At 64.9% G+C, this 20,688-nt stretch carries 20 protein-coding genes; 13 read left to right on the plus strand and 7 right to left on the minus strand.

The features are described 5' to 3' along the window. The first annotated feature begins 57 nt into the window (after positions 1–57). From E4S61_RS03215 to E4S61_RS03225, 3 genes are all read left to right on the plus strand, one after another. Entirely contained in the window at positions 58–1,050 is a 993-nt protein-coding gene (locus tag E4S61_RS03215; protein WP_135302460.1) for a 5-methyltetrahydropteroyltriglutamate--homocysteine methyltransferase, read from the plus strand. Beyond that, positions 1,047–2,120, plus strand: coding sequence for a methionine synthase (locus E4S61_RS03220; protein ID WP_135302461.1), 1,074 nt, complete (start codon positions 1,047–1,049; stop codon positions 2,118–2,120). Before E4S61_RS03215 ends, E4S61_RS03220 begins: the two co-directional genes overlap by 4 nt. Positions 2,121–2,871: 751 nt before the next feature. Further along, positions 2,872–3,384, plus strand: coding sequence for an HTH domain-containing protein (locus E4S61_RS03225; RefSeq protein ID WP_135302462.1), 513 nt, complete (start codon positions 2,872–2,874; stop codon positions 3,382–3,384). On the opposite strand, the gene E4S61_RS03230 is transcribed toward E4S61_RS03225, so the two are convergent. The 4 genes from E4S61_RS03230 to E4S61_RS03245 form a co-directional block, all read right to left on the minus strand. Continuing rightward, positions 3,381–4,526 (minus strand): ABC transporter permease, encoded by a 1,146-nt coding sequence (locus tag E4S61_RS03230; RefSeq protein ID WP_245180553.1) that lies wholly within the window; start codon positions 4,524–4,526, stop codon positions 3,381–3,383. The genes E4S61_RS03225 and E4S61_RS03230 overlap by 4 nt on opposite strands. Next, positions 4,519–5,199, minus strand: a complete 681-nt coding sequence (locus E4S61_RS03235) for an ABC transporter ATP-binding protein (protein WP_135302463.1) — start codon at positions 5,197–5,199, stop codon at positions 4,519–4,521. Before E4S61_RS03235 ends, E4S61_RS03230 begins: the two co-directional genes overlap by 8 nt. Continuing rightward, a complete protein-coding gene (locus E4S61_RS03240; protein WP_135302464.1) occupies positions 5,196–6,677 on the minus strand; it encodes a COG1361 family protein in 1,482 nt (493 codons plus the stop codon). Before E4S61_RS03240 ends, E4S61_RS03235 begins: the two co-directional genes overlap by 4 nt. Positions 6,678–6,912: 235 nt before the next feature. Beyond that, positions 6,913–7,926 (minus strand): phosphotransferase family protein, encoded by a 1,014-nt coding sequence (locus E4S61_RS03245; RefSeq protein WP_135302465.1) that lies wholly within the window; start codon positions 7,924–7,926, stop codon positions 6,913–6,915. Between the two features lie 130 nt (positions 7,927–8,056). Between E4S61_RS03245 and E4S61_RS03250 the strand changes: the two genes are divergently transcribed. From E4S61_RS03250 to E4S61_RS03260, 3 genes are read left to right on the plus strand one after another with little or no spacing between them, the layout of a single operon-like run. Further along, positions 8,057–8,551: a dihydrofolate reductase gene (locus E4S61_RS03250; protein WP_135302466.1), complete on the plus strand. Its 495-nt coding sequence runs from the start codon at positions 8,057–8,059 to the stop codon at positions 8,549–8,551. 60 nt (positions 8,552–8,611) lie between these two features. Further along, positions 8,612–9,790 carry a dihydropteroate synthase gene (folP, locus tag E4S61_RS03255; protein ID WP_135302467.1) on the plus strand — a complete coding sequence of 393 codons (1,179 nt, stop codon included), beginning with the start codon at positions 8,612–8,614 and terminating at the stop codon, positions 9,788–9,790. A gap of 25 nt (positions 9,791–9,815) precedes the next feature. Next, on the plus strand, positions 9,816–10,925 hold the full coding sequence (locus E4S61_RS03260) for a glycosyltransferase family protein (protein WP_135302468.1): 1,110 nt from the start codon (positions 9,816–9,818) through the stop codon (positions 10,923–10,925). A 27-nt stretch (positions 10,926–10,952) separates the two neighbouring features. Here the strand turns inward: E4S61_RS03260 and E4S61_RS03265 are convergent, their stop codons facing one another. Then, positions 10,953–11,630 carry a haloacid dehalogenase type II gene (locus E4S61_RS03265; protein WP_135302469.1) on the minus strand — a complete coding sequence of 226 codons (678 nt, stop codon included), beginning with the start codon at positions 11,628–11,630 and terminating at the stop codon, positions 10,953–10,955. A 116-nt stretch (positions 11,631–11,746) separates the two neighbouring features. Here E4S61_RS03265 and E4S61_RS03270 point away from each other — a divergent pair, with 116 nt between their 5' ends. Next, complete coding sequence (locus E4S61_RS03270; RefSeq protein WP_135302470.1) at positions 11,747–12,508, plus strand: SDR family NAD(P)-dependent oxidoreductase; 762 nt, start codon at positions 11,747–11,749, stop codon at positions 12,506–12,508. Further along, on the plus strand, positions 12,505–13,503 hold the full coding sequence (locus E4S61_RS03275) for a TIGR04024 family LLM class F420-dependent oxidoreductase (protein WP_135302471.1): 999 nt from the start codon (positions 12,505–12,507) through the stop codon (positions 13,501–13,503). The genes E4S61_RS03270 and E4S61_RS03275 overlap by 4 nt, the downstream gene beginning before the upstream one ends. Before the next feature lie 55 nt (positions 13,504–13,558). On the opposite strand, the gene E4S61_RS03280 is transcribed toward E4S61_RS03275, so the two are convergent. Further along, the gene (locus E4S61_RS03280) at positions 13,559–14,254 is read right to left on the minus strand and encodes a 6-hydroxymethylpterin diphosphokinase MptE-like protein (protein ID WP_135302472.1); all 696 of its coding nucleotides are present in this window, start codon (positions 14,252–14,254) and stop codon (positions 13,559–13,561) included. 213 nt (positions 14,255–14,467) lie between these two features. Here E4S61_RS03280 and E4S61_RS03285 point away from each other — a divergent pair, with 213 nt between their 5' ends. From E4S61_RS03285 to E4S61_RS03300, 4 genes are all read left to right on the plus strand, one after another. Beyond that, positions 14,468–15,934, plus strand: a complete 1,467-nt coding sequence (locus tag E4S61_RS03285; RefSeq protein ID WP_135302473.1) for an alpha,alpha-trehalose-phosphate synthase (UDP-forming) — start codon at positions 14,468–14,470, stop codon at positions 15,932–15,934. 71 nt (positions 15,935–16,005) lie between these two features. Beyond that, the gene (locus E4S61_RS03290; RefSeq protein ID WP_135302474.1) at positions 16,006–16,578 is read left to right on the plus strand and encodes a DoxX family membrane protein; all 573 of its coding nucleotides are present in this window, start codon (positions 16,006–16,008) and stop codon (positions 16,576–16,578) included. 48 nt (positions 16,579–16,626) lie between these two features. Beyond that, complete coding sequence (locus tag E4S61_RS03295) at positions 16,627–17,151, plus strand: hypothetical protein (protein ID WP_135302475.1); 525 nt, start codon at positions 16,627–16,629, stop codon at positions 17,149–17,151. After that, positions 17,148–17,894, plus strand: coding sequence for an RNA methyltransferase (locus tag E4S61_RS03300; protein ID WP_135302476.1), 747 nt, complete (start codon positions 17,148–17,150; stop codon positions 17,892–17,894). Before E4S61_RS03295 ends, E4S61_RS03300 begins: the two co-directional genes overlap by 4 nt. A 12-nt stretch (positions 17,895–17,906) precedes the next feature. Here E4S61_RS03300 and gatE read toward each other — a convergent pair whose 3' ends face one another. Then, positions 17,907–19,784, minus strand: a complete 1,878-nt coding sequence (gene gatE, locus E4S61_RS03305) for a Glu-tRNA(Gln) amidotransferase subunit GatE (RefSeq protein WP_135302477.1) — start codon at positions 19,782–19,784, stop codon at positions 17,907–17,909. An 82-nt stretch (positions 19,785–19,866) separates the two neighbouring features. Between gatE and E4S61_RS03310 the strand changes: the two genes are divergently transcribed. Further along, positions 19,867–20,658 carry a hypothetical protein gene (locus E4S61_RS03310; RefSeq protein ID WP_135302478.1) on the plus strand — a complete coding sequence of 264 codons (792 nt, stop codon included), beginning with the start codon at positions 19,867–19,869 and terminating at the stop codon, positions 20,656–20,658. Positions 20,659–20,688: the final 30 nt, after the last annotated feature.

Consider the following 20,688-nt stretch of genomic DNA (forward strand, 5'->3'; position numbering starts at 1 on the left):
AACAAGCATTTTCCCGAATAGGAAATATTAAAGCCCGTCATTTCGTAGGCGAGCGCAATGACACAGATAGTCGCCACGACCCCTGGCCTGTTCCCGTTGCCGGACTGGGCCAAGGACGAACTGTCCAATCTGAAGGGACACCAGAAGACCGACCTCATCAGCGGTGACGAGGGCGGAGAGATAACGCACGCCTACGACCGCGCCCGCGAGGAAGTCGTCTCGCTCCAGCAGGAAGCGGGACTCGACCGAGTCGTCGAGGGCCAACTCCGCTGGGACGACATGATCGCTCACCCGCTCGCGGTCCACGACAACGTCGAGACCCGCGGGATCGTCCGCTACTACGACAACAACAATTTCTACCGAGACCCCGTCGTGCAGGGCGACCTCACCGCCGATGGCGACGTTGCCGCCGACCTCGACGCGGCCGCCGAACTCGTCGACGGTGGGCTGCAGGCAGTTCTGCCCGGCCCGTACTCGCTCGCGGACCTCGCCACGGACGAACACTACGGTGACGACGCCGCTTTCCTCGACGCCATCGCCGACTTCCTCGCCGGTGAGGCCGAGCAGTTCCCCGACATCGAGACGCTGTTCCTGCTGGAACCGTCGCTGGTCGAGAACGCCCCCGAAGACGGCGAGGACGAACGAGCTAGCGAGGCCATCGACGCCGTCGCGAACGCCGTCGACGCCGACGTCGTCGCGCACACCTACTGGGGCGCAATCGAGGAGAAGGTGTACGCCCACCTGATGGACGCCGATGTGGACGCCATCGGCTTCGACCTGATCGCCGACCACGACCACAACGTCTACAACGTGCAGGAGTACGGCACGAAAGACGACGTCGCGCTCGGCGTCGTCGACGGGCAGAACACGCTCGTCGAAGCGCCCGAGACTATTCGCGACCGAATCGACTGGTTCGAACAGCAGACCAACACCGTCTACGACACCGTCTACGCCACCGCGAACACCGAGCTGTTCTATCTCCCCGTCAACAAGTTCGCGGACAAGCTACAGTCGCTTGCGAACGCGACGACGCTGGAGGTGGAAGCATGACCGGCCCACGAGAGCAGTTCCGACCCGAGAACCACCCGAACAACCACTTCCTGCTGACGACCGTCGTCGGCTCCTACCCCAAGCCGAAGTGGCACGACCGCGCCCGCGAGATGTTCGAAGACGAGGACGCCGACTTCGGTGAGGACGAGTGGGAGGAGTCGAAAGATGACGCGTCGCGGCTCATCACCCACGAACACGAACGCTGCGGCCTCGACGTCATCTGCGACGGCGAGATGCGTCGCAACGAGATGGTCGAGTACTTCGCCCACCGCATCGACGGCTACGAGTTCAACGGCCGCGTGAAGGTCTGGGGTCACAACTACTTCGACAAGCCGAGCGTCGCAGACGAAGTCGAGTATGGCGAACAGTGGCTCGTCGAGGAGTTCGAGTTCACCGACGAGGTGGCCGAGCGCCCGGTCAAAGTCCCTATCACCGGTCCCTACACGCTCGCTAACTGGTCGTTCAACGAAGTCTACGACAGTGAGGAGGAACTGGCCTACGAACTGGCCGACCTCGTCAACGAGGAGATTGAGGCGCTGGTCGATGCGGGCGCGCGCTACATCCAGATAGACGAACCGGCGCTGGCGACGACGCCGGACGACCACGCCATCGTCGGCGAGTGTCTCGAACGCATCGTCGACGACGTGCCCGAGGACGTACGGCTCGGCCTGCACGTCTGTTATGGCGACTACTCGCGCATCTACCCCGAGATTCTGGAGTACCCGGTCCACGAGTACGACCTCGAACTCGCCAACGGTGACTACGAGCAACTCGATGTCTTCAAAGACCACGAGTTCACGAAGGACTTCGCCATGGGCGTCCTCGACGCCCACACGGCCGAAGTCGAGTCCGTTGAGGAGATAAAGGAGAACATCAAGAAGGGGCTGGAGGTCGTTCCGCCGGAGCGACTCACCGTCTCGCCGGACTGCGGCGTGAAGCTCCTGCCCCGCGAAATCGCCTACGGGAAGATGGAGAACATGGTACAGGCCGCCCGCGAGATCGAAGAGGAACTCGACGCCGGCGAAATCGACGTGGTCGCGAGCGGTGCGGAAGCGAGCGCGGACGACTAGCGAGGTTCTGAGCGTAGCGAAGAACCTCGAACGTCGAACGGGGAACGAAGTGACCCGTGAGACGATTGAAGCGACGAGCAGGCTCGGCTACGAGTAGTCAATTATTCGCGCAGCGGACGACTAGCGGGATTTCTCCGAAATCCCGAAAACGAACGGGGAGGGACGACTCGAGAGTAGCGAGGGCCGCGCGCAGCGCAGAACCTCGGAAATGAGTGGGGAGGAAAAATCCGTGAACAGCGAGACGCCGAGCCTAGCGAGGGGGTCTCGAAAATGCGAGTGGAGAGGGATCGAAGGCCACTCAGGCAGTCGGACGGCGACGCCGCCCGACGGCACACTCGCGCCTAGCGTGGTTTGAGCGACCATCGAGAGCGAAAACTACGAAATAGCGAACGGCGACCGTAGGGTGCCGCGAGCAGTTTTCCATTGACGAACGTCGATCGCTCGCTACCGAGCCTCGTCTCTGTCGTTTGTTCCGAACAGACTTCGGTGGCCACTGAGTAGGCATGCTATACGAACGCATTGGACACGGCCAAAAGTTCGACGAAAGCCGAAATTACTATCGACCACCGCCAACAATTAATTCAGATAGGTTGTCATTTGCCGCCGAGGTTGCCCTCAGCTAGAATGGCTTTATCGGGGTCTTTAACAGCTACTGGGCCCGAATTTTCACGTAGGTATCAAAGAGTGGCAAACGGTGACACACTGGGAAAGAGTTTAGTCACTTTCGGGCGTTGACTCACAACGAGAGAACATGACTGATGACACACACCTCAGGGCGGAACTGTATCTTCGCGGAGACACGTACGGCACGTTCGACGCCCAGCAGCAGGTTCTGAACCGAGTCAAACGGTTGGAGGCTAACGGCGTGTTTACGGAGTCGATGGTCGCCGGCGAGTGGCAGCGTATCCGGACGATGGCCGAGGACAAGCGATCGGGTGCGCTGGCGACTTACGAGGAGTTCCGCGACTGGGCCGAGCGCAACGCCACGTCGCTAGAACCGGCCTTCGAGCGACGGACCCGAAGCTACGTCGGGATGGATCGCGTCGACGACGTCGTCGTCTTCCCAGTCGTCTCGCTGGCGATATACGACGATACGCAGCTAGAGGCCGTCTTCCCGTGCACCGACAGCGAGTACACCTACACGGTGGGTGACGCGCTGGATGCCTTCGAACGCGGCGACGAAGCGTGGCTCGCGCAGTTCGACACCGTCACCGTCGGCCGCACCGAACCGTGGCTCGAACCCGGCGTCGAGACGACGCCCTAGCCGCGTAGCGCTTCGACTGGTTCTTCGCTCGCGGCTTTCCACGCCGGATAGAGGCCGCTCAGGATGCTCGTCACGACGCCGAAACTGAACGCCGCGATGAGGTACCACGCGTTGGCCATCCGGAAGACGGCCATCGCGTCGCCGACGGTGTAGTGATTGATGGCCAATCCAGCGGCGATGCTGATGATGACGCCGACGAGTCCGCCGATGACGCCCAGTAGCGTCGCTTCGGTCAGCATCACTTTGAGCACGTCGCGTTTCTGATAGCCGACCGCGCGCAGAACACCGATCTCTTCTCGCCGCTCGACTGTCGACATCAACATCACGTTGAGGATGGAGATACCGGCCACGAACAGCGAGATAGAGGCGATGCCGACGAGGACGGTGTTGATTATCTGGAACTGCTGTTCGATGAGGTCAACGATGCTACCGAACTCCGTCACCGTGACGCGTTCCTGTCGGCCGTTGAGCGAGTCGCGAATCGCCATCGCCGTCTCGTTGGCCTGTGACCCAGATTCGGCGGTGATGTACACCTGTGAGTAGCCGCGCTGGTTGAAGCTACTGGCCGGGAGGACGAGCCTGTTCGCCGGGTTGAGCGGCGAGAATGCGTCTCCGGATTCGAGTACCGCTCGAACCCTGACGGTGCTCCCGTTGACGGCGATGGTACTCCCTGGATGCAGATCGTGTTCCTCGGCGAGGGAAGCCCCCACGAGTGCGCCAGAGCGGAACGGTTCTGGGATACGCCCCTCGGTGGCGTTGTACACCTCCGCTGGCTGTTCGAGGCCGTAGACTAATTGCGTCGTGTTCTGATTGCGGTCGAAAGCGACCGGTTGGACGCCTTGTTTGACCGGCGACACCGTCGCTCCCGGCCCTGCGGCGCGCCTGATATCTCTGATATCCCGTTCCGAGAGCGAATCGAAGCCGGCTTCCTGGTTCGGTGAGACAGTGAGTTGGTTGCCCACGCTCCCGAGGTTCTGGGTGAACGAGTACTGGAGCGCGACGCCGAACATCCCGAGTGACGCGATGGCGACGACGCCGATGACGATACCAAGCGACGCCAGCAGCGAGCGCATCTTCGTTCGCGTGAGGTTCCGACTGGCCATCAACGCCGCGGGAAAGCGGCGGTACAGCGGCTCAAGCATCTATCATCTCCTTCCCGATGGTGCCGTCGACGAGGTGGACCGTCCGGTCGACGTACTGGTTGACCAGTTCGTCGTGGGTCACCGCGACGATGGCAACGTCCTGTTCGTCGGCGATGCGGCGGAATTCGTCGAGAATCTGGCGACCGGTCTCCCGGTCGAGGCTCCCGGTCGGTTCGTCGGCGAGAACGATAGTCGGGTCGTTGATGAGCGAGCGAGCGATGGCAACGCGCTGTTTCTGTCCGCCCGACAGTTGGTCGGGTTTGTGGTCGAAGCGGTCGCCGAGGCCGACTCGCGTGAGCAAGTCGCGGGCGCGAGCCGCCCGGTTCGGGTCGCGGTCGAACAGGCGCGGGACCTCGACGTTCTCGACGGCGTCGAGCGTCGGGAGGAGGTAGAAGTTCTGGAAGACGAACCCGATGGTCCGCTTGCGGAGCGCGGTTCGCTTGCGGTCGCCGAGGTCCGTCACGTCTCGGCCGTTCAGGATGACCCGCCCTTCCGTCGGCGTCGCTAGCAGGCCGAGGATGTTCAACAGGGTGGATTTCCCGCTCCCGCTGGGGCCCATGATGGAGACGAACTCACCGGCTTCGAGCGTGAAGTCGATCCCGCCGAGGGCTTCCAGCGTCTCGCCGCCGGTTCGGTACCGCTTGACGATGTTCTGGGCGTCGATGACAGTCATATGTCGTCGGGTTCGTCGGAGCGACGGGACCAGCGGATGAGGATACCGGCGACGACGATGACCGCGACGGCCCCGATGGCGAGTATCGGGAGCAAGCCGCCGCCGCTGTCGTTCGATTGGGCCGGTGTCTGTACCGGACCGCTCGACGTCGTTCCGGTTTCGACGGCGAACGTCCGTTGCTTGCGGGTACCGTCTACGAGATACGACACCTGTACAGGGACCGAGGAGACGTTGCCGGTCGTGCGGGCGGTGACGTCGAAGGAGACGAAGTCCGACGAGGGGACGGTCCCCACGAAGTAGTCCTTGTTCGGTTCGACGGGTTCGACGTTCTCGGTGGGAACGACGCCGACGATGACACTGTTAGCGCTCGACATCCCGACGTTACTTGCGCTCCCGCTTATCTGGAGGTGGCCGCCCTCTCGGGTGACGGAGACGCCGGTCAGCTGAATCGCGCCCGGAACCGAGCGGAGTTGCGCGGTCGTGCTGGCACTCCGCTGTCGGGTTCCGATCTCGTAGTTCGCGTCGACCGAGACGTCCGCACTCCCCTCAGACATCGTGGCATTGAGCCGAACCCGTTTCGAGGAGCCGGCGGGTACCGACGAGACGATGGTTCGCTGGAATGTCGCGTTGGCCGCAGAAGCCGTGACGACCACGTCCTCTGCGGGCGCGTTCCCCTGATTGATCACGTCGACGGCGAGGGCGCGGTCGGTACCGGTACCGACGCCGGACGCGTCGAGGACGACGCCCTCACGGAGCTCCTCGGTTTGGATCGTCTTCGTTCGCGTCACAGTTCGGTCCGTGCCGCCGGGGACGGTATAGGAGAGCGTCGCTTCTAGTTCGTGTGTTCCGTCGCTCTCAGGACGAAACCGGAACGGGGCTGAGGCGGTGTTCCCGGCGGGGAGCGTCGCCAGCACGGTCCGGTCTTCGAGCATCGTCACGCCGTCGCCGGAGACGGTTATCTCGACGTTCGAGACCGGTGTGTCGAGTCCGTTCGCCACCGTGACGGTCCCAGAGGCGGGGACGCCGGCGACCGACTCGTTGGCTCGGATGTCGAGCTGCGGGTGGTTCTCTTCGACCGAGAGCGATATCGGATATCGCAGTTGAACGGACTCGTTCGTGTTCGTGTTCTCGCCGTAGACGATGAGCCGGAGGTTGCGGGTCCCGGCCTCTTCGAAGGTGTGCGTAAGCGGCACCTGGACGCTAGACCCCGGCGAGACGGTCCCGACGTCGGTGATACGCTCGTACTCGGTGACTCCCCGACCCGAGGCTTTTCGGAGCGCGATGGCGTTTATCTGTAGCGGCGCGCTGCTCGATTGGGCGTTCTGAATCGTCGGTGTGAACGTAATCGACTCACCGGGTGCCGGGGAGTCGGGCGAGATCTGGAAGTCCGAGATGGAGGCGTTGACGCCCGCACCGGCGACCGTCACCGGGACGGCGGCGACGCTCGCGATCAGTACGAGAACCGTCAGACGCCGCATCGTCCCTCCCTCGCCGTTCGAACGTTCGTTCGAGATTCAGGTGGGAGGACGACTTCACGACACATGGGGACCAGGTCCATGTGTCCTCGTCCACCCGACTACAATTTATAGCTGATGAAAGTATCGTGTCGACACCGTGGAATTTTCGACGAGCAAAGCGGCGACTGCTCCGCCCTTCATGGGATTGCCCACGTCGCGTGACGCCGCCGGTGCTGGTATCGACAGACGATCCGGTTCAGAGCGGGATACCGTCGAGCAACCGCTCGAACTGTTGGCGGTACTGGGCTTCGGCCCGAGCCTGTGCTAGGCCGGACTGCTCGGCGAAGGCGGCCTCGAACCCGGCCATCCGCCACAGCAGCGTCGAGAGCTGATAGAGCGATCGGCGCTCCTCGTACCCATCGCCGAACTCCATCGGCCGCTGTGCGAGGTAGCCGTCGTGAAACTCCCCGCGGAGCCGCTCTCGGATCTCGGGGTCCCGAAACGAGGAATCGATGAAGAGGAACTCCGTCTGTGCGAGGTTGTACTCGGGGAGGGCCGCCAACACGTCCTGCCAGTCGAGGACGGCCGTGATCGGCTCGTCGGCCTCGGGGTCGAACAGGAGGTTCGCCGGACGGAAATCGTCGTGGACGAGCCGCGGCACGCCGTCCTCCGGGACGAGATCAAGGGCTGGCTCGATTCGTTCTTCGGCCCGCTCGGCCACGTCCCCGAAAGGAGTGTCATCGAGCCGCGAGAGGTGCATTCTGGTCAACTTCTCGAAATACTCCCGCCAGCTCCCCATCCAGTCTCGGACGATGAGCCGGCCGTCGTGGAGGTCGAGGCGGCCGAACGCTTCGAAACCGATTTCGGAGTGCATGTCGCCGAGGATGGCCCCAGCCTGTCGCATGATGCGCTGGCGGTTCTCCGTCGAGAGACCCGCGAACTCCTCGGCTAGGTTCTCACCGTGGACACGCTCGGTGACGAAGTAGGGCCGGACATCCATCTCGGGGTCCTCTTTGAAGACGAGGATGCGCGGCACCGGCACGTCGGTTCGGTCGGCGACGTACTCGTGGAGCTTCGGTTCGACGGCGAAGGGCACGTCGTCCGTCGGTTTGAACTTCACCACGACCTCGTATGACTCACCGCCGTGCTGGAGCGTCACCATGTAGACGTCGCTCTGGTGGCCGCCCGTCGGCGTCTCGAACGAGAACCCCTCGTAGTCGGGGCCGGACTCGTCGAGCACCGCTTCGATGTCGCGTTCCGGTGTCGACACTGCAAGCGGGTAGGGGAGAGGGCTAAATAAAAGTGTCAGTCACCTCATCCCGCCGAATCACGGTCCGATAGCGCGGGCCGGTCCGTTCCGCGGACGACACTCGCTTATCAGTGCAGACGTAACCGCACGCATGCCCGAACTGACACTCGTCGCCGGTGTCGCCCGAACCGGCGTCATCGGCGACGAGGGAACGATTCCGTGGCACTACGCAGAAGACGAAACGCAGTACAAAGAGCGCGTCGCCGGCCATCCCGTCGTCGTCGGACGGCGAACCCACGAGGGGATGAGTCGGATTCGCGGCACCCACCCGATCGTCGTCACTCGAAACCCCGACGAGTACGAGGAGACGGGCGTGACATACGTCTCGACGGTCGCGGCCGCAATCGACGCCGTCGCGGCGCATGACGACCGGGGGTACGTCATCGGCGGACAGGCCATCTACTCGATGTTTCTGCCCTACGCCGACCGGGCGTTCGTCTCGGAACTGCCGGAGTACCGGGGCGGAAATCGCGTCTTTCCCTATCTCGGCACCGACTGGACTGTCACCGACCGGCACGCCTACGACGGGTTCGACGTTATCGAGTACGTCCACGACGACTCTCGCTCGCCGCCGAGCGGGGAGTGAGAGGGGCGCGTCCCCCTCGATATCATCAGCCCTTAGCTACTCCGGCCCATTCGGACGGACATGCAAACGGTCGAGGCGGCAGGGTTGGAAATCGGTGACGACCACCCGCCCCGCATCATGGGGGTACTGAACGTCAGCAAGGAGTCACCGTACGACCCGTCGGTCTACGACGACCCGGGGGAGGCCGCCGCGTACGTCGACGAGGAACTCGTCTCGGAGGGCGCCGACATCGTCGATATCGGCCTCGAATCGGCGAACAAGCGGTTAGACGTGCTCACGCCCGAGCAGGAACTGGCGCGACTCGACACCGCTATCGAGACTATCGAATCGGTGAGCGGTGACGCCGTCTTCTCAATCGAGACGCGCTACGCCGAGGTAGCCGACGAAGCGCTGAAGCGTGGGTTCGACATGGTCAACGACATCTGTGGCTTCGCGGACCCGGAGATGCCGGATATCTGCCGGGAGCACGACGTCGCCGTCGCCAAGATGGCGAGCCCGCCGGACCTCACTCGCCCCGGCGCGGTCGAGGAGACCGACTGGGCGGCGGTCCGCTCGCCGAAGTGGGCCGAGCAGGCCGACTACGTCGACGAGATATACGCGGCGTTAGAACAGAACGGCTTCACCGACAAGACCATCGTCGACCCGGCCTTCGGCGGGTGGAGCGAGGCGAAGACCCTCTCCGACGACCGCGAAACGTTCCGCCGCCTCCGGGAGTTCCGCGGCCACGGCTACCCGATTCTCGTCTCCATCAACCGCAAGAACTTCCTGAAGACCATCGCCGACCGCTCGACGGAGGACGCGTTGCCCGTCAGTCTCGCCGCCACGTCGATGGCGGTCGAGCGCGGCGCACACGTCGTCCGGACCCACGACGTCGCCGAGACGCGGGACGCCGCTCTCGTCGGCAAGGCGTTCACCGAACGCTCGCGTACCGTCCGGAACCACGTCACGGTGAGCGAGCTCGACGTTCACCGGCCGATGGAGGTCGCTCACCACTTGGAACGCATCGGGGCGGACGGAGACGCGAGCGAAGCGTACGTCGGTCGCGTCTTCGAGGTGAACGGACTCGACCCCGAGTCGGTGGACGAACTGCTGGCCGTCGCCGAGGAGACGAGCCTCGTCGTCCAGGTGGGAGACGGCGGTCTCCTCGTCGGCGGTCGCCTCGACGCACTCGGGGAGGCGGCGACGCGACTGCCGGAAACAGCGGCGCTCGAACCGCTCACCGAGGCGCTCGACCCATGACTGACCCGACACCGGAGGCGAGCTGATGGACTACGCACAGGAGCGAATCACGACGCTGCACGACCTGACCGACCCGACGCCGGACGCGCCGGTCGGCGAGAGCGCCGTCGTCGTCCCCATCGCTGGCGAGACAGAGGCGGCCGTAACGCCCGGCCACGTCTTCGAGACGCTAGCGGCAGTCGGACCAAGCGAAGTCGTCGTCCCGCTTCGCGCACCTCGGGAAACCGCCCTCGCATTCCGAGAGTGGGCGGCGGCGTTCGACGTGGCGGTGACGGTGCTGTGGTGTGGTTCCCCGCTGCTGTCGACGCTCCTCGACGAGCACGGACTGGACGGCGGAACGGGAAAGGGCCGGGACGTCTGGCTCGGTCTCGGCGTCGCCGCCGCTCGGGCCGAATACGTCGTGGTCCACGACGCCGACGCGACGACGTACGCCGAGAAGCACGTCCCGCGGCTCTTGGCCCCGCTGACGATGGACCACGAGTTCGTCAAGGGCTACTACGCGCGAGTCGAAGACGGCCAGTTGTACGGCCGCCTCGCGCGGCTGTTCGTCGCGCCGCTGTTGCGCGTGCTGGCGGATCGACACGCGGACCCGCTGCTCGGGTATCTTTCCGCGTTCCGGTATCCGCTGGCCGGCGAGTTCGCCGTCACCGCCGACGCCGCGAAGCAGGTTCGTGCCCAGCGAGCGTGGGGACTGGAACTGGGACTGCTCGGCGAGGCCTACGACGTGGCCGGAGAGACTGGCACCGCACAGGTCGACCTCGGTATCCACCGGCACGACCACCGGCCAGTTGGCGGCCGCGGCGGCCTCTCGACGATGGCGACCGAAGTCGGCGAGGCGCTGTTTCGCGCCCTCGAAGACGGCGGTGTCGCCCCGGACTACGAGACGCTGCCCGAGGCGTACCGAACGGCCGCGAACCGCTACGTCGAGCAGTACGCCGCGGACGCGGCGTTCAACGGACTCGATTACGACCCCGAGGGAGAGCGCGCTCAGATTGCGGAGTACGCGGAGAGCGTCCGGTCGCCGGGATCGGACGACCGGCTCCCGGCGTGGACCGACACCGGCCTCACACCGTCGGCGGTCGTCGAAGCCTCGAGGGACGCGCTCGAACGGCGCTGCGATCACTCACTCGACTGATGCGAGCGGTCAGTCTGCGCCGCTCGCTCAGACCAACTCGTCGGCGAGTGCGTGGAACGACTCGATAGTCAGGTCCGGTTCGCCGGCGAAGGCGTCCCACGGGCCATCGCGGTCGGCCCACACGCCTTGCATCCCGGCGTGCATCGCGCCGTAGACGTCGGAGTAGCCCGATGTGACGTGGGCAATCTCGTCGATAGGGGTCCCAGTTCGCGCGGCGGCGTGGCGGTACAGCTCGGCGTGGGGTTTGAACGTCTCTATCTCGTCGGCGCTGATGGTGTCCTCGACGATGCCGTCGATGTCGGCAGTCTCGACCAGTGACGAGAGCATTTCGGGGTTCCCGTTCGAAACGACGTAGCAGTCGTAGCCGGCGTCTTGGAGGCGGTTCATCCCGTCGCGCACGTCGTCGAAGACATCGAGTTCGTGGTACACCGAGAGAATTTCGTCGCGCTCGGCCTCCGAGAGCGAGACGCCGTGAGCGTCGAGCGCGTACTGGAGCGCGTCGCGGTTCATCTCGTAAAAGGGCTGGTACGCGTCGATGGCATCGGCGATGAACGTATATGCGAGCGAGCGGGAGCGCCAGAGCTTCGAGACGGGTTCGGGCTCCGGAACTCGGTCTGCCAAGGCCGCTTCGGCCGTATCGACGTCGACGAGGGTGCCATAGGAGTCGAACGTCACCGTCGTTACGGCATCGGGATCGAATGACATGCGCGCTCGTAGGTGAGCCAGTCGGATAAGGAACCGCCGGAGGATTGAAATCCGTTTCAACAGGCCAAGTCGGACGCGCCTGTAGGTTTATGCCACACGCGGCCCGACTGGAGCCCATGTCTGGCAGGTTCAGCGTCGACGGACCAGCGGTGGTCACGGGCGCGTCGCGGGGTATCGGACGAGCCGTCGCGGAGACGTTCGCCGCCGATGGGGCCGACGTCGCCATCTGTTCGCGCGACGAGAACGAGATTTCCGAGACGGCCGAAGCGATCAGCGACGAGTACCCGGGCGACGCGATCGGCGTCGAGTGCGACGTCCGCGAGCGGGAGAGCGTCGGCGCGTTCGTCGAGGCGGCCGTCGCGGAGTTCGGTGGACTCGGGGTGTTGGTGAACAACGCCGGTGCGTCGTTCATGGCGTCCTTCGACGACATCTCCGCAAACGGGTGGCAGTCCGTCGTCGACGTGAACCTCACCGGCACCGTCAACTGCTCGCAGGCGGCGAGCGACCACCTCGACGGCGGCAGCGTCGTCAACGTCGCCAGCGTGGCCGGGATGGACGGCGCGCCGTACATGAGCCACTACGCCGCCTCGAAGGCGGCCATCGTCAACCTCACGCGCACGCTGGCCTACGAGTGGGCCGGAAGAGATGTCCGGGTCAACTGCGTCGCACCGGGATACGTGGCGACGCCAGGCCTCGAATCCCAGATGGGGATCAGCGCCGAGGAAGTAGACCGGGAGTCCGTCGACCGCAACGTCGGCGTCAGCGAGGAGATCGCCGACGTCGTTCGGTTCCTCGCCAGCGACGCCGCTTCCTTCGTCACCGGCCAGACCCTCTCCCCGCGTGGCGTCCCGCCGATAGAGGAGACCCCAGAGCTATGACAGACCGAGATATCTACCTGCCCGTCGCCGCACAGCCTTCCGTCGAGACGCTCGTCGGTATGAGTCAACTCGCCGAGTCGAGCGGCTACGAACGGGTCTGGCTCCCGGAGACGTGGGGCCGGGACGCCGTCACGACGCTCTCGAACATCGCCGAGCACACCGACAAAATCGGCATCGGAACGTCGGTGATGAACGTCTACTCCCGGTCGCCCGCACTCATCGGGCAGACAGCGGCGACCTTACAGGAGGTGTCCGACGGCCGCCTGCGGATGGGCGTCGGTCCCTCTGGTCCCATCGTTATCGAGGGATGGCACGGCGTGGACTTCGAGCAACCGCTCCGGCGGACCCGCGAAACCATCGATATCGTCAAGCAAGTCCTCTCCGGCGAGACGGTGAACTACGACGGTGACATCTTCCAGCTGTCGGGCTTTCGACTGCGCTGTGACCCGCCGGACCCGATTCCGCCGGTCGACGCGGGTGGACTCGGCCCGAAGTCGGTCGAACTCGCTGGGCGCTTCGCCGACGGCTGGCACGCCCTGCTGTTGACCGCCGACGGTATCACCGAGCGACTCGACGACTTCGAACGCGGGACGGAATTGGGCGACCGAGACCGTGATGATCAGCGCGTGACCCTCTCGCTGCCCTGCTGTGCATTAGACGACCGCGAACGAGCCAGAGAGCTGACTCGCCAACATATCGCGTTCTACATCGGCGGCATGGGAACGTACTACCGAGACGCCCTCGCCAGGCAGGGCTACGAGGAGACGGCCGACGAAGTGGCCCAACAGTGGGCCTCCGGCGAACAGGAGGCCGCGACGGCGGCCGTCGGCGACGACTTACTGGACGAGATAGCCGTCGCGGGCACGCCCGAGGAGTGTCGGGAACAGATTGCCAGATTCGAAAGTATCGACGGCGTCGACGCCATCAACGTCTCGTTCCCGCGCGCGGCCGAGCGAGACGTGATCGATGCGACCATCGACGTGCTGGCTCCGTGAGCGGAATTTTTTGCCCCGCCGCTTCGAGAGCCACTCGCGGTGCTCGTGCCCCTCGCTACCGGGGACTGACGAGCGGGTCGATGTCGTCCCGTCGGCCATTGAGGACCGAGAAGTGTTCGTTCCGGCGGCGTTCGAGCCAGTACAGCAGTCGCTCGGCCCAGTCGAGTTTGCGGCGTTTCTCCGGGGAGATGTCCGGATCGTCGAAGTCCCACCCGACGAACGTCAGCCGCTCGGCCCCGAAGTGGTCGGCGACGAATGCGGCCCGGTCGCCGTCGGTGAACCCACCGAAGTTCTGGACGGTGTCGGTCGGCTCGGCCTGCGTCGTCGGGACGACGAAGGCGGCGTCGTAAGTCGGGACGTACTCTCTGACGGCGGGGACGTTGTCGCCGTGGGCGTGGACGAACACGGGCGTCCCCGCTCGCGTGAGGTTGCGGCCGGTCTCAGGGTTCTTATCGAGGTCGGTCACCATGCAGTCCACGGCGATGCCGGCGTCTCGGAGGCGGTCAGCGGCCACCGAGGCGGCGACGACGACATCGGCGTCTGCGGCCCGGTCGGTCTCGGCTTCGAGCGACGGGCCAGCACCGGCGATAGCTACCGTCTGTCCGTCGAATCCGACCCCTTCCGGTCGGTAGGTGTCGGTTTCTTGCAATAGCTCTCCGAGCGCGTCTCGGGCGGCTTCGTCGCCGTCGCGGGGATAGCCGAAATCTGCGAGAATCGCTTCGTACACTGGCTCCCACGTGTGAAATTGCATAGTTGGTACTGCGAGCGTAACACCCAGATAAACCGGATTGAGCCGAAATGGCACGTCCGTGTACCCCTACCCGGGTGCCCTTTCGGCTTTCACCCCCGTATTTCGACCCCTGCGGTATAAGCTTTCTCTTACTGCCACCTGCTTGACGCCAATTCGCCACGTCGTTATCACTCCACGATAGCCTCAAGGCGGGCACGAACGAACAGTACTGTGATGAGCCAGTCGAGTGTCGACGCGCTTCCTGAGTCACTGGTCGTGGTCTCGAACCGGCAGCCGTACAGCCACGAATGGACGGCGGACCCAGTCGAGGGCGCGATTACGACAGACGACGTTGCGGTCACGACGGCAACGGGCGGCGTGACGAGCGCGCTCGATCCGCTGATGCGCTCGCTCGGTGGAACGTGGGTCGCGTGGGCCAGCGGCGACGCCGACATGGCCGTCGCCGACGAGGGCATCGTGGCAGTTCCCCCCGGCGAGGAGTCCTACGACCTCAAGCGAGTCCCTCTCTCCGAAGAAGAAATCGAGGGCTACTACCACGGCTACGCCAATCAGGTCCTCTGGCCGCTGTGTCACGAAGAGTCAGGTCGTATCTGGGCGAAGCCGACGTACTGGGAGCAGTACCGGGCAGTCAACGAGCGCTTCGCCGGAGCCGTCCGAGAGGTCACCGACCCCGAAGACACCGTCTGGTTTCAGGACTACCACTTTGCACTGGCCCCTCGTCGAGTCCGGACGGCACGGCCCGACGCGACGCTCCACCACTTCTGGCATATCCCGTGGCCCGCCCCGACAGTGTTCGACCACTGCCCGCGCGGGGAGGCGGTCCTCGACGGCCTGCTGGCCTGTGATGTCGTCGGCTTCCACACGGAACCCGATGCCGACCACTTCTGCCGCTGTGTCGAGGCCATCGTCCCCGACGCGACGGTCGACCTCGACAACAGCGTCGTCCGCTACGAGGGGACGGAAACGCGGGCGGTCGCAAACCCACTCGGCATCGACGTGGATGGCGTCCGCCACCGCGCCGAGAACGCGGACACCGACGCCGTCCGTCGGCAGCTGCTTGGCGATACGGTGCCGGACCCGTCGATTCCCATTGTCCTGGGCGTCGAACGACTCGACTACTCGAAGGGGATTCCCGAACGCATCGCCGCACTCGACCACCTCTGGGAGCGCCGTCCGGACCTCCGTGGGGAGTTTACCTACGTCCAGAAGGCCAGTCGGACCCGCGAAGGGATCGCCGCCTACCGCCGGTACCGACAGGACGTGGTCGCCGAGATGCAACGCATCAACGAGCGGTACGGCACCGACGACTGGCATCCCGCCGTCTACACGGAGCGACGACTCTCCGCCGAGACGCTCGCGGGACTCTATCGAGTGGCCGACGCGGCGCTCGTGACGCCTCACCGGGACGGGATGAATCTCGTCGCTCACGAGTATCCGACGGCCTGCGTCGACGGCGACGGTGCCCTCGTCCTGAGCGAACTGGCCGGTGCGGCGACGCAACTCGACGGCGCACTCACCGTCAACCCACACGACATCGCCGAGATCGCCGACGCCATCGAACGGTCTCTCGAACTTGACGAGCGCGACCGTCGAGAGCGACTTGCCCGCCTGCAGGCGAGTATCGAAGTACTCGACAGCACGAACTGGGTCGAACGGCAGTTCAGGGCCGGTCCAGACTGAGCGCCCGCGGTACGCTTGCAGTCCGCTACCGCTCCACAAACACTATTCTGGCCGCCATCTTAAGTGTGTGTATGAGTACCAAACAGACGCTGCAATCGGAGGTCCTCGGACGGCCAGTGAGCTTCGACTACTCCGAGACGTGGGTCGGTTACTCGCTGTTCTTTCTCAGGATCGTGATGGGGTGGACGCTGTTTCAGGGTGGTATCACGAAACTCGTCACCTACGTCGACGGCGACCCGGCGAACAACTGGACCGCAGCGGGGTTCTTGACGAACGGGATTCCCGAGGGGAACCCACTGACCGGCATGTTCGCCGCGATGGCCGGCAACCCCGCCATCGACTGGCTGAACATGCTCGGACTGACGCTTGCCGGACTGGCGTTGCTCGTCGGTGTGTTCGTCCGTTTCGCCGCGTTCTGGGGCGCGGTGATGATGCTGTTCTACTGGCTCGCGGCGCTACAAGGCGGGCTGTTGGCCGGCCTGCCCATCGCTCACGGCTGGGTCGTCGACGACCACATGGTCTACGCTGTCCTGCTGTTCGGTCTGGGCGCGTTCGGGGCCGGGCGCATCCTCGGCCTCGACAGCTATCTCGAAGACACCGCTGTCGTCGAGAACAATCCCTGGTTGCGTATCCTGTTGGGCTGAGACGACCACATCGCGCTCTTTTAGTCTCGCTATCGACTACCGCCGCCCATGGCGAAGGTCAACATCGGGCTGCGGGGCTGGCGATTCGAGGAGGACGTACTGAACGAGGAGGGACGGATTCGGCCGCTAGCGACGTTGGAACCGGAGGTGCGCCAGCGCCTCCTCGTGCTGGCCGATCGAGTGGTCGACCCGTGTGACGCCTGCTGGCTCCAGTACGGCGACGGCCAGATAGCGGAGTGCAACGTCGCCGAAGTCATCTACGGCGAACCCGGCGGCGAGGTCATCCTCTGTTCGGTCCACGAACCGGACTTCCTCTACTGGTTCCGCGAAGCCGGCGGCGAGGAGTACGCGGGCGACCTCGAACTACAGGAGGTGTTCCACCAGTGGTTCCTCGACGGCAACCGCGCACCCGACGACTACGAGGGACTCGAACACGTCGACGAGAACCCGACCGCGCTGCCCGAGGCACCGACTCGCGCCGACGCCGTTCCGAGCCTCGAAGCGGAACTCCAGGAACTGGACGACGAGGAGAAGGCGGCGATGGACCTGGACTTTAGCGATCTCGACGTATGATCTCGGTCGCCGTCGTCGACGCCGAGACACCGGGCAACGTCGGCACCATCGCCCGGTCGATGAAGAACTTCGGGCTCTCCGAATTGCTGCTCGTGGACCCGCCGGAACTGGACCCCGACGGGGAGGCCTACGGGTTTGCTGGGCAGGCCCGCGAGGATATCTTGCCGAATGCCCGCGAGGTGACCTTCGATCACCTCGTCGAGAACTACCACACCGTCGCCTGCACCGCCACGACGAACGAGGACGCCTCGAACCACGTCCGTTACCCCGCGAAGACGCCGGCCGAACTCTCCGACTCGCTCGCTGGGGTCGAGAGCAACACCTGCGTCGTCTTCGGCCGCGAGCGCGTCGGCCTGACGAACGACGAACTCGCCCGGCTGGACGAACTCTGCTCGATACCCGCGAACGCCGACTATCCGGTGTTGAACCTCGGGCAGGCCGCGACGATCGTCCTCTACGAGTTGCGCGAGTTGACCGTCGAGCGCGATCAGCACCCCGAGGAACTCCACGCTCGCGCCGACGAGCGAGCCATCGAAGGCCTCCACGGAGAGTTCGAGCGGTTCCTCGCTGCCAGCGGTCATCCCGAAGAGAAACAGCCCAAGACTCGACGACTGTTCCGTCGGGTATTTGGCCGGGCACAGCCGACCGGCCGCGAGACCCGCACGCTCAGAGGCGTGTTCCGAAAAGCGCGACAACGCATCGAACGTGCAGAAAGTGAGTCGGCGGAACGCGGAGAGAAATAGCGGGAGAGCGTCTCAGGCTCGTTTCTGGATCTCTTCGCGTAGCACGCTGCTGACCGTGTCACCGTCGGCCTTCCCGCGAAGAGCGCCCATACACTCGCCCATGAGTCCGGAGAACGCGCCCATTCCCTCGGTTTCGACCTGTTCTGCGTTCCGTTCGACCACTTCTTCGACAGCCTCGCGCACCTCGCTCTCGTCCACGCCGCCGAGGTCCTCCTGTTCGACGGCTTCCTCCGCCGAGAGGTCGGGGTTCTCTGCGAGCGCCGAGAGCAGGTCCTCGATGCCTTCCTGTGGAACTTCGCCGCTATCGACGAGGAGAATCGTCTCTCGGAGGTGGCCGTCGGTCAACGCCTCGACGGGGATGCCGTCGCGGCGGAGTTCGGTCAGCGTGGATTCGAGCGTCCCCGCCGCCAGCGTCGCGTCGACGGCGTCCTGCCCGACGAGGGACTCAAACAGCGGCCACTGCTGCCCGTAGGCTACCTGCTCGGCCAGCCCGGAATCGAGGCCGAACTCCTCCTCGTAGCGCTCGACTTTCTCGGTCAGCAGTTCCGGCGTCTCCACGTCGGTCACGTCGGGTTCGACCGGCGGCACGTCCGTCTCGGGGTACATCCGCGCGGCACCGGGAAGCGGACGGAGATACCGCGAGGTGCCGTCCTCCAGCGCGTCGCGCGTCTCCTCCGGAACGCCTTCCAGTGCCGTCTCGGCGCGTTCGGCGACGGCGTCGATAGCGAGGTCCGCCGTCTCGGGGTCGTCGGCGACGATGGCGACGGCGTCGTCGGGACCCGCGCCGACGGCCGCTCGCAGCGCCTCGACTTCGGCCTCGGTCACGCCGTAGGCAGGTAACTCGTCCGTGTGGAAGATGCCGCCAGCGCCGTGGCGCTTGGCGTGGTCCGAGAACTCCGTCCCGAGACGGCGGTCAGGCTGGAGTTCCCGGCCGACGAGACCGTCGAAGCCGGAGAGGAGGACGGCTTGCACGTGACCGCCGCTGTCGAGCGCGCCGCGGATGACGCCGGAGTCGGTATCCTCGAAGGTGTCGGTCACGTCCTGCGGGTCGCCGACGCTCGCGTCGCGCTCGTCGAGTTCATCGACGATGTCCAGCAGTTCGACCTGGCGACGGACCTCGTTGCGTACCAGGTCGTCGATGTCGTCGAGGCTCTGGACACCCTTGAGTTCGATGCGCGCGCCCTCGGCGATGGAGACGTTCACGTCCTGCCGGATGGTCCCTAGTCCGCGCTTTACCTTCCCGGTCGAGCGCAGGAGCATCCCAATTCGCTCGGCGGCCTCGCGGGCCTGTTCGGGAGAACGGATGTCCGGCTTGGTACCGATTTCGACCAGCGGGATGCCGAGTCGGTCCAGCGAGAAGCGAACGCCGTCGTCGGTCTCCTCGACGCGCTGGCAGGACTCCTCCTCTAAGAGCATGTCCTCGATGCCGACCTGTCCGTCGCTGGTCTCGATAGCGCCGTCGTTGGCGACGAGCATCGACCGCTGGAACCCGGTCGTGTTCGACCCGTCGACGACGATCTTCCGCATGACGTTCACCTGGTCGACGACGCTCATGTCCATGAGCTGGCCGATCTCCATCGCCGTCTCCATGGCCTCCCGGTCGACGCGGTGGGGCGGTTCGTCGTCCTCCTCGACGAGACAGGTGGTGTCGTAGGCGAGATACTCGAACTCGCGGTCGACCATGCTCTCTTCGAGGGCGGCCTCGTCTATCTCGCCGAGTTCGCTCTTAGTCGGGTGGAGATAGCGGGTGAATCGTCGGTCCGATTCTTCCGGTTCGCGTAGTTTCGTCGGGCACTCACAGAACAACTTGGTCGCGGTGTCCAGTTGCTGGTGTATCTCCAGTCCGGCCACCAGTCCCAAATCCTCGTAGTCGAAGTCGGCGGCAGTCATTGTCGGATGGTCCGGGACCAGGGGGCAAAAAACGCTCCCTTCCGCCCCTCGCGCTTTTGCTCCTCGCGTCCCTGCATCGGGTGTGCGCTGGCAGTCCGCCCTCCTCGTCGGTCTGCTCGTGGTGACCGCCGGGTGTAGCAGCTTTTCGGGCTTCGGCGACGCTCCGCGCCCACAGACCGTCACGCCAGCGCCGGTCCCCGAACCGTCGATGGCGACTCAGGCGCAACTGGATTTCCCACCCGGCATCAACGGGGACGGACTACGGCGGGCGGACGTTCTGGCAACGACGCACCGACAAGCACTGCAAAACCGTTCGTACACCTTCTACGAGCAGTACAGACGGACGACCCAGACGCCAAACGGCACCGTCACCGTCGTCCGCGACGAGGCGACCCGAGTGGCCAGCGCGGAACGCTATCTCCACCGTCTGCACCGACAGCGATATCGAGGGAACGAGACAGTCGATGACTACCGACAGACCACGTTCGCCGACGGCCGGCGCTGGTACGAGCGCAGCGACGACGGCAATGTCACCGAGACCGGCGGCCGCATCCGGTTCACGCAGGATCAGTTCGCCTACGAAGCCGCATTCTACATCGAACAGTACGCGGCCGTCCCACAGAGTCAGACCCAGCGAACCCAACGGGACGGCGAGCCCTTCTTTCGAGTGACTGGGTCCAGTGGAACCCCACCGTCTCGGGAAACTGTACAGTCGTACGACATCAGCCTCCTCGTCGACGCCCACGGCGTCGTCCATCGACTCGAAGTCCAGTATCAGACAGAGGCGGAGCGAGTCAGCTACAGTTTCCGGTATCACGAGTTCGACAATACGAACGTCTCGACGCCGCGGTGGGTGCTCGACGATATCGACTGAGTGACGGAGACCGGGCCGACTCGACGGGCC

Source organism: Haloarcula amylovorans, from assembly GCF_004681185.1.
In the GTDB taxonomy this organism is placed as follows: Archaea; Halobacteriota; Halobacteria; order Halobacteriales; family Haloarculaceae; genus Haloarcula; species Haloarcula amylovorans.

Coding starts and splice junctions, on each gene's coding strand:
- E4S61_RS03215 (WP_135302460.1), top strand. CDS start 58: ATGACACAGATAGTCGCCACGACCCCTGGCCTGTTCCCGTTGCCGGAC.
- E4S61_RS03220 (WP_135302461.1), top strand. CDS start 1,047: ATGACCGGCCCACGAGAGCAGTTCCGACCCGAGAACCACCCGAACAAC.
- E4S61_RS03225 (WP_135302462.1), top strand. CDS start 2,872: ATGACTGATGACACACACCTCAGGGCGGAACTGTATCTTCGCGGAGAC.
- E4S61_RS03230 (WP_245180553.1), bottom strand. CDS start 4,526: ATGCTTGAGCCGCTGTACCGCCGCTTTCCCGCGGCGTTGATGGCCAGT.
- E4S61_RS03235 (WP_135302463.1), bottom strand. CDS start 5,199: ATGACTGTCATCGACGCCCAGAACATCGTCAAGCGGTACCGAACCGGC.
- E4S61_RS03240 (WP_135302464.1), bottom strand. CDS start 6,677: ATGCGGCGTCTGACGGTTCTCGTACTGATCGCGAGCGTCGCCGCCGTC.
- E4S61_RS03250 (WP_135302466.1), top strand. CDS start 8,057: ATGCCCGAACTGACACTCGTCGCCGGTGTCGCCCGAACCGGCGTCATC.
- folP (WP_135302467.1), top strand. CDS start 8,612: ATGCAAACGGTCGAGGCGGCAGGGTTGGAAATCGGTGACGACCACCCG.
- E4S61_RS03260 (WP_135302468.1), top strand. CDS start 9,816: ATGGACTACGCACAGGAGCGAATCACGACGCTGCACGACCTGACCGAC.
- E4S61_RS03265 (WP_135302469.1), bottom strand. CDS start 11,630: ATGTCATTCGATCCCGATGCCGTAACGACGGTGACGTTCGACTCCTAT.
- E4S61_RS03270 (WP_135302470.1), top strand. CDS start 11,747: ATGTCTGGCAGGTTCAGCGTCGACGGACCAGCGGTGGTCACGGGCGCG.
- E4S61_RS03275 (WP_135302471.1), top strand. CDS start 12,505: ATGACAGACCGAGATATCTACCTGCCCGTCGCCGCACAGCCTTCCGTC.
- E4S61_RS03280 (WP_135302472.1), bottom strand. CDS start 14,254: ATGCAATTTCACACGTGGGAGCCAGTGTACGAAGCGATTCTCGCAGAT.
- E4S61_RS03285 (WP_135302473.1), top strand. CDS start 14,468: ATGAGCCAGTCGAGTGTCGACGCGCTTCCTGAGTCACTGGTCGTGGTC.
- E4S61_RS03290 (WP_135302474.1), top strand. CDS start 16,006: ATGAGTACCAAACAGACGCTGCAATCGGAGGTCCTCGGACGGCCAGTG.
- E4S61_RS03295 (WP_135302475.1), top strand. CDS start 16,627: ATGGCGAAGGTCAACATCGGGCTGCGGGGCTGGCGATTCGAGGAGGAC.
- E4S61_RS03300 (WP_135302476.1), top strand. CDS start 17,148: ATGATCTCGGTCGCCGTCGTCGACGCCGAGACACCGGGCAACGTCGGC.
- gatE (WP_135302477.1), bottom strand. CDS start 19,784: ATGACTGCCGCCGACTTCGACTACGAGGATTTGGGACTGGTGGCCGGA.